The organism is Streptomyces sp. NPDC007164 (genome assembly GCF_040634135.1).
GTDB lineage: Bacteria > Actinomycetota > Actinomycetes > Streptomycetales > Streptomycetaceae > Streptomyces > Streptomyces sanglieri.
Map to the genome: position 1 here is coordinate 22,152 of NZ_JBEYFB010000063.1, position 10,614 is coordinate 32,765.

General features: G+C 70.0%; 10 protein-coding genes and 1 pseudogene. 1 reads left to right on the plus strand and 10 read right to left on the minus strand.

Annotated features, from left to right (window positions below; translation table 11 throughout):
- Positions 1-109 precede the first annotated feature (109 nt).
- The 7 genes and pseudogenes from ABZ622_RS37610 to ABZ622_RS37640 all read right to left on the minus strand — a co-directional run bounded on the left by ABZ622_RS37610 (position 110) and on the right by ABZ622_RS37640 (position 7,000).
- Entirely contained in the window at positions 110-2,800 is a 2,691-nt protein-coding gene (locus ABZ622_RS37610; RefSeq protein ID WP_360551169.1) for a SpoIIE family protein phosphatase, read from the minus strand.
- A gap of 200 nt (positions 2,801-3,000) precedes the next feature.
- Positions 3,001-3,135, minus strand: a pseudogene (locus ABZ622_RS37615) (alkene reductase); the annotation flags it as partial.
- A complete protein-coding gene (locus ABZ622_RS37620; protein WP_360551171.1) occupies positions 3,126-3,992 on the minus strand; it encodes a universal stress protein in 867 nt (288 codons plus the stop codon). The gene ABZ622_RS37620 and the pseudogene ABZ622_RS37615, both read right to left, overlap by 10 nt.
- 8 nt (positions 3,993-4,000) lie before the next feature.
- Positions 4,001-4,243: a CBS domain-containing protein gene (locus ABZ622_RS37625; protein WP_360551173.1), complete on the minus strand. Its 243-nt coding sequence runs from the start codon at positions 4,241-4,243 to the stop codon at positions 4,001-4,003.
- Between the two features lie 266 nt (positions 4,244-4,509).
- Positions 4,510-5,151: a GNAT family N-acetyltransferase gene (locus tag ABZ622_RS37630; RefSeq protein ID WP_360551175.1), complete on the minus strand. Its 642-nt coding sequence runs from the start codon at positions 5,149-5,151 to the stop codon at positions 4,510-4,512.
- Positions 5,148-6,119 (minus strand): ornithine cyclodeaminase family protein, encoded by a 972-nt coding sequence (locus tag ABZ622_RS37635; RefSeq protein WP_360551177.1) that lies wholly within the window; start codon positions 6,117-6,119, stop codon positions 5,148-5,150. Before ABZ622_RS37635 ends, ABZ622_RS37630 begins: the two co-directional genes overlap by 4 nt.
- 11 nt (positions 6,120-6,130) lie before the next feature.
- Complete coding sequence (locus tag ABZ622_RS37640) at positions 6,131-7,000, minus strand: PhzF family phenazine biosynthesis protein (protein ID WP_360551179.1); 870 nt, start codon at positions 6,998-7,000, stop codon at positions 6,131-6,133.
- Between the two features lie 88 nt (positions 7,001-7,088).
- On the opposite strand from ABZ622_RS37640, the gene ABZ622_RS37645 reads away from it, so the two are divergent.
- Positions 7,089-8,525 carry a PLP-dependent aminotransferase family protein gene (locus ABZ622_RS37645; RefSeq protein WP_360551181.1) on the plus strand — a complete coding sequence of 479 codons (1,437 nt, stop codon included), beginning with the start codon at positions 7,089-7,091 and terminating at the stop codon, positions 8,523-8,525.
- Positions 8,526-8,545: 20 nt separating this feature from the next.
- Here ABZ622_RS37645 and ABZ622_RS37650 read toward each other — a convergent pair whose 3' ends face one another.
- From ABZ622_RS37650 to ABZ622_RS37660, 3 genes are all read right to left on the minus strand, one after another.
- Positions 8,546-9,118 carry a transposase gene (locus ABZ622_RS37650; protein ID WP_360551183.1) on the minus strand — a complete coding sequence of 191 codons (573 nt, stop codon included), beginning with the start codon at positions 9,116-9,118 and terminating at the stop codon, positions 8,546-8,548.
- Positions 9,119-9,234: 116 nt separating this feature from the next.
- Positions 9,235-9,528 carry a hypothetical protein gene (locus ABZ622_RS37655; RefSeq protein ID WP_360551185.1) on the minus strand — a complete coding sequence of 98 codons (294 nt, stop codon included), beginning with the start codon at positions 9,526-9,528 and terminating at the stop codon, positions 9,235-9,237.
- Positions 9,529-10,309: 781 nt separating this feature from the next.
- Complete coding sequence (locus ABZ622_RS37660; RefSeq protein ID WP_360551187.1) at positions 10,310-10,519, minus strand: hypothetical protein; 210 nt, start codon at positions 10,517-10,519, stop codon at positions 10,310-10,312.
- Positions 10,520-10,614: the final 95 nt, after the last annotated feature.

The window sequence follows — 10,614 nt, forward strand, 5'->3', positions numbered from 1 at the left end:
GGGTGCCGCAGTGTCCGTGGCTGTCGGCGTGGGTCGTACGACGGCCGTTGTCCCGGCCACCGTGCCGGGGCGAGGAAGCGCTCTTTTCGGGGACTTGCCGATCCAGCGGTCAGAGTTCCGTGCCGGGGACGTCCGACCGCGCCGTGCCTTCCGTGCTCCCGCCGGGCCGGGGCAACGACATCTCCGCCCAGATGACCTTTCCCTGGGGGGTGTAACGGGTGCCCCAGCGCTCGGCCAGCTGTGCCACGAGGAACAGACCGCGGCCCCCTTCGTCCATCGCGGCGGCATCGCGCAGATGGGGCGAGGTGCTGCTGCTGTCGGCCACCTCGCAGGTCAGGGTGCGGTCGTACAGCAGTCGTACGGTGACTGGCGCGGAGCCGTAGCGGATGGCGTTGGTGATCAACTCGCTGAGCAGCAGTTCCGTGGCGAACGCAAGCTCCGACAGGCCCCAGTCGTCGACTTGCTCTGCCACCGCAGCACGCATTCCCGCCACGGCGGCAGGATCGAACGGCACGTCCCAGTCGGCGACACGGTCGGGCGGGATCGCCTGTGTCCGGGCGATGAGCAGCGCCACATCGTCCTTCGGCCGATTCGGCAGGAGCGCGTCGAGGACCGCCTGACAGCTCTCCTCCGGCGACCGGTCGGGGTGGCGCGCCAGGGTCTCACGCAGCAACTCGATACCCACGTCGATGTCTCGGGTGCGGTCCTCGATGAGCCCATCGGTGTAGAGGATGAACTGCGTGCCTTCCGCCACTTCCAGTTCCGCCGTCTCGAACGGCATACCGCCCAGGCCCAGGGGCGGGCCGGCCGGCAGGTCGGGGAACGTCACACTGCCGTCGGGCCTGACCAGCGCGGGCAGGGGATGCCCGGCCCGGGCCATGGTGCAGCGGCGGGCGACAGGATCGTAGATCGCGTACAGGCAGGTGGCTCCGATGATTCCCGCGTCGGCGCCGGATTCCGCCTCCTCCTGGTCGATGCGCGCGATCAGGTCGTCGAGGTGGCGGAGGATCTCGTCGGGTGGCAGGTCGAGTGTGGAGAAGTTGTGCACGGCCGTGCGTAGTCGTCCCATGGTTGCGGCGGCGTGCAGGCCGTGGCCGACGACATCCCCGACGACCAGCGCCACCCGGCTGCCCGGGAGCGGGATCACGTCGAACCAGTCGCCGCTCACCCCGGAGAGTGCGGGCAGGTAGCGATGGGCGACGTCGAGCGCGCTCTGTTCGGGCAGGGCCCGCGGGAGCAGGCTGCGTTGCAGAGTCACGGCCATGGCGTGCTCACGGGTGTAGCGGCGGGCATTGTCGATGCTGACGGCCGCCCGTGCGACCAGTTCCTCGGCCAGGGACAGGTCGTCTTCCTCGAACGGCCGGGGCTTCTCGGAGCGCCAGAAGTTGGCCATGCCCAGGATGACGCCCCGTGCCTGGAGGGGCACCGTGATGAGCGAATGGACACCGTAATCGACGATCGTCCGCGTCCGCTCCGGGTCCTGGGCGAGCCAGCCGGGCGCGGCGGACAGGTCGGGCACCAGCTCCGGCCGGCCGGTGGTGAAGGCCCGTGCCTGTGGTGTGGAGGGGAGAAAGTTGATCAGCCGGCCGACTTTGTACAGGGGATGGTTGTCCCGGATGCCGCGTACAGCGGTGCGGCGCATGTCCGTGTCCGTACTGGTCGGCTCGTCACCGTGGAGGACCGGTTCGGCCAGATCGACGGTGGCGAAGTCGGCGAGCCGGGGGACCACGATCTCGGTCAGTTCGTCGGCCGTGCGTACCACATCGAGCGTGGTACCGATACCGAGGCCCGCGTCGTACAGCAGGCTCAGCCGCTCGCGGGCGTTCTCCGCCCTGCCGGACAGCACCCGCAGTTCTGTGGAGTCACGCAAGGTCGCGACCGTCCCCCGGGAGCCACCGTGACGATCCGTGGGCCGCTGGTTCACCGCGAGCAGTCGGCCCCCCACGAGGTGCACTTCGTCCGTGGCCGCGCGCCCCGAGATCAGCAGCTCCACCATGCCGGGATCAAGGCTGGACAAGTCCGGGATGCGTCGCCCCTCGGCGTCGAGCGGCAGATCCAGCAACCGTCTGGCCTCGTCGTTGGCCAGCAGCAGCCGACCGTCATTGCTGACGATGAGCACGCCTTCGCGCACGGAGTGCAGCACCGCGTCGTGATGTTCGTACATGCGACTCATCTCGGCAGGGCCCAGACGGTGGGTCTGCCGCCGCAGCCGCCTGGTCACCAGGGCCGTCCCGCTCGTGGCCACTCCGAGCGCGATCACTCCCGCACCGAGGATGATCGGAATCTGCCGTGCCACCGCTCCGGTCACTTTCTCGACCTTCATGCCGGCGGCCACCAGGGCGACGACCTGCGCGTGATCGTGGACAGGGACGATCGCCTGCGCCTCGCGGCCGAGCGGGCCGTTGACCGTCTCGGTGTACACGTGGCCGGCCAGCGCCGGCGCGATGGTGGCGACGACCCTCTTCCCGATCAGCTCAGGCCGGGGGTGCGTGTAGCGGATCCCTTTCGTGTCCATCACCACGATGAAGTCGACGCCCGCCGCCTTCCGCCCCGCCTCGGTGAGTGGCTGGAGCACTCTGGAAGGATCGGGAGCCTTCAGCGCGGTCAGGACGCCCGGTGAGTGAGCGAACGTCTGCGCGACGGCGACGGAGCGGTTTCTCGCCTCCGTACTGCCGTCGTGCCGGGCCTGCACTACGAGCGCCAGCACCGAAGTGGCCACGAGGAGCACGACCACAACCACCTGCAGGGCGAAGACCTGGCCTGCCAGGCTCCGGGGGTACTTGCCCGTGAGTGACCGCATCTGTGCGCTCCGGAATCGGCCGAAACGACTAAACCCAGTGCCCTTTGTAACACCGCGAGGTCGAAGGTGCGTGCTGTCAGGGCTCGCTCGGAGGCGGTACCGCGCGTCGGCCCGACGACAATCCGGCAGCAGTGGAACCGGATCGGCGTCGGGGCGGTACGGATGCGGCCGACCCGGATCGGCGGGGAGGACCCGGCCTGGTGGCCCTGTCCCACCCAAAACGGCTGGATGCCCTCCGTGATGATGAGGCCTGCCGAGGTCGGCTGGGCGTAATACTCGGCGACGAGATCCGTGGTGGTGTTGCCCTCACCGGCCAGGCTGCAGGTCATCGGGGCACCGCCTCAGTGGTGTCCGGGACGACGGCGAGCGGGCAGGACGCGTAGTGCAACACCGCGTGGTTCACCGGTCCGAGGCGTGGACCATGATGTCCACCGGCACGACGCGCGCCGACGACCAGGAGCTCCGCTCCCTCGGCCTCCTCGATGAGTACTTGGTGCGCGGGGCCCTGCACCACGGAGCGGTGGACATCGGTTTCCGACTCGGTCCGTTCCAGTACGGCCAGGACGTCTTCGAGGTGTTCTTCGGCCTGCCGACGGTGTGCGGAGGCCGGGGAGCCCGCGAGGAGCGGATGATCCGCGGTTTCGTGGGCGGGACAGCGCCAGGCGCGTACGGCGATCAGCTCGCCGTGACGCGCTGCCGCCTGGGCAAGTGCGAAACGGGCGGCAGCCGAGGGACCTGGGGCGTCGCCGATTCCGACGACGACGCGGCCCGGCTTCGGCTGGGCGTTCGGTGCGGCCGCCGGGATCACTACGGCCGGGCAGTGGGACCTGCCCGCGACGGCGAGACTCACGGAACCCAGAAGCATGCCGGCGATCCGGCCGCGGCCACGGGAGCCGAGGACGCCCAGGGCTGCCTCATGGCTCTCGCGCACCAGCGCGTTCACCGGGTCCTCGGGCTGTACGTCGGCGACCACCCGCACCTCCGCGTGGAGGCGATGTACACGCTCCTGCGCGGACGCGACGAGGTGCTCGGCGAGGATCTGCTCGGCCGGACGCCCGGTGTCGAAGGTGGGACGCATGCCTTCGTAGTGCTCCCACAACGACGCGTGGACGACGCGGAGGGGAAGCCGTGAGCGCGCCGATTCTGCCGCGGCCCAGTCCAGGGCACGGAGACTGCCCTCTGATCCGTCCACTCCGACGACTATCGGGCCAGGCGGCGCATCTGGTCGATCATGCCGGGCGGGTGTTCGTGGAACTCCTCCTTCGGGAGCAGGTCGGCTTCGGAGACGACGCCGACGACGGAGCCCCTGTCTTCGACGACAGGCACGGCGGTGACCTTCCACCGCTCCATGGCGTCGGCGATCTCCTTGAATTCCGTGTCGGGCGTGACGGTGACGACGGTCTCCGTCATGACGTCGTTGACGGTGTACCGGGTGGAGGTCATGGCAGGTTCCTCGATGGGCGCGGGAGGACATCGAGGACCTGGACGGCTGGACGCTCCACCTGCTCCGCCACAGCGCCCTGACACACGACGCCGAGGACGGCACCTCCACCCTGATGCTGCTGGCCCGCTCCCGCCACGCCTCCGTCCGCTCCCTGGAGCGGTACGCCCGCCCGGCGTGAAGGCCAGTTCGAGGATCTCGCCCGCAGTTCAGTCTCACGTCCCTCAACGTGCGACCGGGCTTTCGGCGTCAAGGGATACACGAGACCTCAGGGTGCGAGCCCACCAGTCCCTGGGCTGCGGTCGGCGGCCGGGCGCCGCATGGTGGTGACGACGTGGCCGGTGGCGATGGCGATCTGGTGCAGGGCAGTGAAGCCGACGCTCTTGTACCGCTGGAGATTCGCCGGATTGGACGACTCCAAGTAGGCGGGGGCACCAAGAACGTCGATGCGGGCGAGGCTCTCTGACAGCAGAGCCATGCCGAGTCCCTTGCCCCGGTGATGGTCGTGAACGCCGAGGAGCGTGAGATAGAAATGCGGCTGCCTTGGTCGCACGGCCGCGAATTGGTCGCTCATCGTCAGGATGGCCTCGGCCACTTCCGGGCCGGCGGCCTGCCACAGAAGGTTTGCGAGGTTTCCTGCTTCTTCGGGGGCCAGTTCCTCTCTGCCCGGCGGGATCCATACGGCTGCGGCCTCCGCGTTCTCGCTGACGAGCAGCCAGTGATGGCGCAGCGCCGATGTCGCGTACAGCCGCCACACGGCAGCGGCCTGGACCGCGCGCCGTTCGACGTCAGGAAAGGCTGGGCCCCACAGCGGGTCGTGAAAGAAGGCGGTGGTCAGCGTGCGGACGACGGCGTCGATGTCTGCGGACGCGGCGACGCGCATGCGAACGGGGCGCTGCGTGGAGGTCATCCGCTGGTCCGTTCCAGAAGGGCGAGGGCCGTCTCGGCAGCGGCGAGGTCCTGGGGACCGATGCCGATGAGCTTGGCGACCGTGATGTCCTCCGGTGTGTGCCGTCCGGGAACCCGGCCGGCCAGGACGTCGCCGATCTCGCCGTCGATGCGGTCCTCCGTCACCTCTCCGCGGGCGATGGCGGCATGGATGTCCCCGTAGCGGAGGGCGAGCTCGCGGCTGTCCACGATGACCCGGGTGGCGCGGTGCAGGCAGGTGCCGTCGAGCTCGCGCTTGGCCGGGTCGTCGGCGCCGAGGGCGGTGATGTGCTGGCCGGCGCGGAGCCAGGAGCCGAGCAGGACGGGGGTGGGGCTGGCCGTCGCGGTGACGATGATGTCGGACCGGCGCATGGCCCGCTCCGGATCGGAGACCGCGGTGACGTCGACGTGCGGCAGGTCCTGGCCGAGGCGGTCGGCGAGTGGGGTCGCCCGACGGTGATCGCGGCCCCAGACGTGGATTTGCCGGACGGGACGTACGAGGGTGAGGGCGCGGGCCTGGAGTTCGGCCTGCCTGCCGGTGCCGAGGACGGTCGCGCGGGTCGAGTCCGGGCGGGACATCGCGCGGGCGCAGACGGCTCCCGCTGCGGCCGTGCGGAGGTCGGAGAGGTGGTGTTCGTCCTCCAGCAGGGCGGTGACGGCGCCGGTTGAGGCGTCGAAGAGTGCGACGAACCCGCCGCCTTCCGGCAGGCCGCGCGTCCGGTTGCCCGGGAACCAGTTGGCGATCTTGACGAGGAAGTGGCGGCCCCCGGGCAGGTGGGCGGCCTTGACGTGGGAGTCCCCGCCGTCGGCGACGGGCAGCACCATGACCGGTGTCCGGGCGCCTTCGGTGGTGCTGAACGCGATGAAGGCTTCGGTGACCGGCTCCCCGAGGTCGGTGAGGTCCACAACCGCGCGAATGCGGTCGGCCGTGTAGAGGGGGAAGCTGGGCATGGCAATGGTCCTCACTCGGGCAGGGTGTCCAGGGTTCCCCGGGCCACCATGGTCACGTCGCCGCCGACCCGGATGTTGTGCAGCGCGTCGGGGCTTCCCTGCGGCAGGACGGTGAGCCGGCTCGGACGGCCGGTGAAGCGCCCCTGCCGCAGCGCGAACTCCTCCTCGACGGGCACGGTGCGGTTGTGGGCCAGATACGCGCCGACGCAGCCGGCCGCACTACCGGTCGCGACGTCCTCCAGGACACCGTCGTTGTTCCAGTGGCGGCCTTCCAGGGCCTCGACGTCGAGCACGTATGCGAACTGCGCGCCGTACCGCCCGACAAGCTCCGCGAAGTCGCTGCGGACGATCCTCGCCTCGGCCAGACCCGCCACCACCGGCACGATGAGATAGCGCAGGCCGGTGGAGACGACACACAGGGGAAGATCGGCGAGTACCCGAGTGGGCAGATTCAGCGCCGCGGCAATCTCCGTCCTGTCCTCCGTCGGCACGGTCGCGAGGAACTCCGGCGCTCCCTGGTCGAGTTCCGCGTGGTACCCGGTGGTGGTACGCCGGGTGGTCACCTCGACGGCCCTGTCGACCAGGTGGAACATCCAGCGTCGCGGGCTGGGGTCACCGTCACGCTCATGCAGGACGGCGGCCGCGCCGAGCACCGGGTGCCCGGCGAAGTCGAGTTCCTCGAAGAGGTCGAACACCCGGGCGGTGACGTCCTCGCTCCCGTCCGCGCGGCTCAGGAAGATCGTCTCGAAGTGCCGGAGCTCCTGGGTGATCGCGAGCAGCTGACCGGTGGACAGGCCGGGGTCGTCGGGGAAGACGGCAAGGGTGTTGCCGGTGAACGCCTTGCCGGCAAACACATCGACATGGCGGTAGTGCAGGGGCATGTGGTTTCCAGGGTTGGTGCAGTGGTGGCTGGTTACGGCTTGACGCTAGGCGGGACCGGCCGTCCAGTCATGGTCCAATTACGGTAAAGTGGCCTACGTGAATGGCGCGGTGCGGCGCGTCCCGGCGTCGCAGTTCCCCCAGATGCTCGGCGAATGGCGCGGCGGCGACGGACCGCTGGCGCGGCGGTTGGCCGATGCCGTGGAGAAGGCCGTCCGCGACGGCCGGCTTCCGCTCGGGGTGCAGCTTCCCGCCGAGCGCCTGCTCGCCGTCGAGCTCGGTCTCGCGCGGGGCACCGTGGCGGCGAGCTACCAGATCCTGCGCGCCGAGCAGCTGATCGTCACCCGGACCGGCTCCGGCAGCACCGTCGCCCTGCCGCCCCGGCTTAACGACCGCCTCTCGCCGTGGGCCAGTGATCGGGGCGAGGCGGGCAAGAACGGGGCGCCGCTTGACCTCACCGTCGCGGAGCCCGCGGCACCCTTCGACGAACTGCTCCAGGCCGTGAGGGAAGCGACCGACACGCTGCCCGCCGCACTGCTGCACGACTCAGCCGAGGGCGACCGTCCGTCGGCGCTGCACACAGCCATCGCCGACGCCTACGGCGCCCAGGGGCTCCCGACCGACGACAGGCACCTCCTGCTGACCAGCGGAGCCGACGCCGCCTTGAGCCTGCTCAGTGCGGCGTACCTGCGGCCGAGCAGCCGGGTCGTCCTGGACTCCCCTACCTATCCGGGCGCGCTCGCCCTGTTCCGCGGCGCGGGTGCCCGGCTGGTCGCCCAACCTCTCACCCTCACCGGCTGGGACGTCCCCGCCCTGGACCGCACGCTCAGGGCGGCCCGGCCCTCCCTGACGTACCTGGTCGTGGACTTCCACAACCCCACGGGCCTGCTGATGGGCGAGGAGGAGCGCGCCGAATTGCGACGGCGGCTGCGCCACCACGACACCCTGGTCGTCTTCGACGAGACCATGCGAGACCTGGACCTGCGCGAGGGCGCCGCGCCGCCGCGTGTCGCGGGGCGCGCCAGTGACCGGCACGTCGTGTATGTGGGTTCCTTGAGCAAGTCGCTGTGGCCGGGCCTGCGCATGGGCTGGATTCGGGCCCATCCCGACGTCGTCCGGCGGCTGGCTGCGCTCCCGCTCGCGGCCGCGCTCGCCCCCTCGCCGTTCGACCGGCTCGTCGCCGCCCGGCTCCTGGAACGCCGGGAGGCGGTCCTCGACCGTCGACGCGCCCAGCTGAGGTCCCAGCGGGACCACTTGGCCGCGCGGCTGTCGGCTCTGCCGTGGTGCCGCTTCCAGGTACCGCAGGGCGGCCTGTCCCTGTGGCTCGAACTCCACGACGCCGACTCCCGGCGGCTGGCCGACCTGGCGGCCACGCGTAACCTCGCCCTCACGCCGGGCTTCCACTTCTCCCCCGACGGCGCCCTGGACGGCTACCTGCGACTTCCCTTCACCCTCCCGCCCGAGGTACTCGACACGGCGGTCGACAGACTCACTGAGGCCCATGCCGCCCTGGACGGCTCTCATTGACCAGCGCCCGCGCCTCATCCTCACAGTCGGGGATCTTGGACGGGGTCAGGTGCCGAGGGTGCCCAGGACTTGGGCCGGGGTATCCCGTGCTGGTCCAGGAGGGTCTGGAAGGCCGCCGGCGGTCTTGGTGAAGAGGCATCCTCGGTCGCCGACCGGCTGAGTCGTTCGATGTTCACGGCGATGGCTGTGAGTACGTGTTGCAGGTGGGCTTTCGGCTGCCCTCGGTAGCGGCACCGGCGCATGCCGTGTCCGTGGGCGAACTCGTTGATGGTGCCCTCGACTCCGGAGCGGACCGCGTAGCGGGCCTTCCAGTCGGGTGTCTGCTGCTCAGCACGGACATGGAGTTGCAGGTCGCGGGGTTCGCGTGGCGGAAAGCCCACGGTTCGGGCGCTGTCGGCGGTGGTGGTGCATTGGGTGCGAGCCGGGCAGGGACGGCACTGGCTCTTGGTGAACCGGGCCACGACCAGAGGTGGCGCGGCGGGTGAGGAGGTCGGGTAGGGGGCTGTGCCAGCCCGCGCTGACCTGACCCCGGGGGCAGGTGACCTGTCGGCGGTCGAAGTCGATGTGGAAGTCGTCCCGGTCGAAGCCTTCATTCTTGCGGTGCTGGCGGGTGGGGTCGCCCGGCAGCGGCCCGGTGACAGTGACCTGGTGTTCGGGGGCGGCTCGTTCCAGGTGGACCAGGGAGGTGTAGCCGCCGTCGCCCAGGTGTTCAGAGAGGCAACGCGCGTCGGGCCAAGCGGGCGTGGATGCCGGGCAGGGCCTGGCCGTCGTCGGTGGCGGCCGAGGTGGTGGCCACGTCCGTGATCACGTTGACACTGTCGGCGATGCACGTCTCGGTGAGATGAGCGGCGAAGCCCTTCCAGCGGATGATGTGGCCGTCGCGGACATAGCGCGCCGTGGTGCCGTAGGGAGAGACGATCACCAATGAAGAGGGTGGCAATCCGCCGTCCTCGGGGGTGCGCCAGCTCAGACGTCCTGCCGCGTTGCTGCAGTAGTTCTGCACGATGATCTAGCGCCTGGGCCGCTGGGCCGGGACGGTAGCTGGATCTGTCCTGGTTGAGGCGCTCCAACAGTTGGCAGGCATCGTTGCCTGCGGCCAGGATCCGGTTCTTGGGCCGCGTGGGGTTCTTGCCCAGGTGGACCGGCGGCCGCAGCGGCGTCCCCACTCCTCGTCGACCAGGCCGACAAGCAGGTGTCCGGCTGTGCGGGCTCCCTCTTCAAACGCGGCACGGACCGCCTTGGTGACCAGTTCCAGCCCGGATCAGGTCGCGCACAGCGGCCACGACATGGGTGGAGTCGGTGCGCTGCGTAGTGCGCTCGCTCACCAGCTCGGGCTCTTTCAGGCGGGCAGGAGCACGTCCGGGGGCACTGTCACGTTGGCGGGCGGCGTGGGAGGATCCTCGACGTTGATCACGCTGGAGGGGGATCGTCCGTTCGATGCCGCGGCCGAGCCGGCCGCTTGTGCTCGTGGACGACGAGGGTTGTCGGCGTACGGGCCAACGTGCACCGCCGCGTACGGCTGAGCGTGCACAGGCTCGAAGCCAGCCCCATCAGTGAAACCACAGGTCGGCCCACTTTCACGATCGGTGTGGCACCTCGGGTGTGCCATGTCGTCGTGCGGAGCGACCATTACTCAGAGTGAGAAAGAAGCTTTCGCCCTCCCAACCACGCTCATCGCTGCAGAAAGCCGATCTCCCATCAGACACTGCCGTGTCCATGCCGGTCGCGGACACGCCCACCGGCCAAGGCCCTTCTGCGCCGGCCTGGTGCGGGGCAACTGCTTCCTATTCGGGCCGGCCGTCGGCGAGCCACTGGGCGAGGCCACGCAGCCCGACTGTCCACCGCCCGAGGTCGGTGACCTCGGCGTGCCCGGTGACGACGGTCAGCAACTCGGCCACCGCCTCGTCCGGCTGCCGGGCGTCGTTGAGGGTCAGCGCGCGGAAGACGCGTACGGAGTCCGAGTCGGGGAACTCCCTGCGGGCGCGGTCGAGCACCGCTAGTGTCCTGAGTCAGGGATTCCGTTCAGATGTATAGGCTTGTCTCATGGCGCGGACCGGGCGGCCGAAGGCCGAGTTAAGACTGTCGGATG

What these genes read in the sequence shown, in the direction of transcription:
- ABZ622_RS37625 (WP_360551173.1), bottom strand. Translation starts at nt 4,243, where the DNA reads ATGACCTCCACCCGGTACACCGTCAACGACGTCATGACGGAGACCGTC.
- ABZ622_RS37650 (WP_360551183.1), bottom strand. Translation starts at nt 9,118, where the DNA reads ATGAAGGCTTCGACCGGGACGACTTCCACATCGACTTCGACCGCCGAC.
- ABZ622_RS37610 (WP_360551169.1), bottom strand. Translation starts at nt 2,800, where the DNA reads ATGCGGTCACTCACGGGCAAGTACCCCCGGAGCCTGGCAGGCCAGGTC.
- ABZ622_RS37635 (WP_360551177.1), bottom strand. Translation starts at nt 6,119, where the DNA reads ATGCCCAGCTTCCCCCTCTACACGGCCGACCGCATTCGCGCGGTTGTG.
- ABZ622_RS37630 (WP_360551175.1), bottom strand. Translation starts at nt 5,151, where the DNA reads ATGACCTCCACGCAGCGCCCCGTTCGCATGCGCGTCGCCGCGTCCGCA.
- ABZ622_RS37640 (WP_360551179.1), bottom strand. Translation starts at nt 7,000, where the DNA reads ATGCCCCTGCACTACCGCCATGTCGATGTGTTTGCCGGCAAGGCGTTC.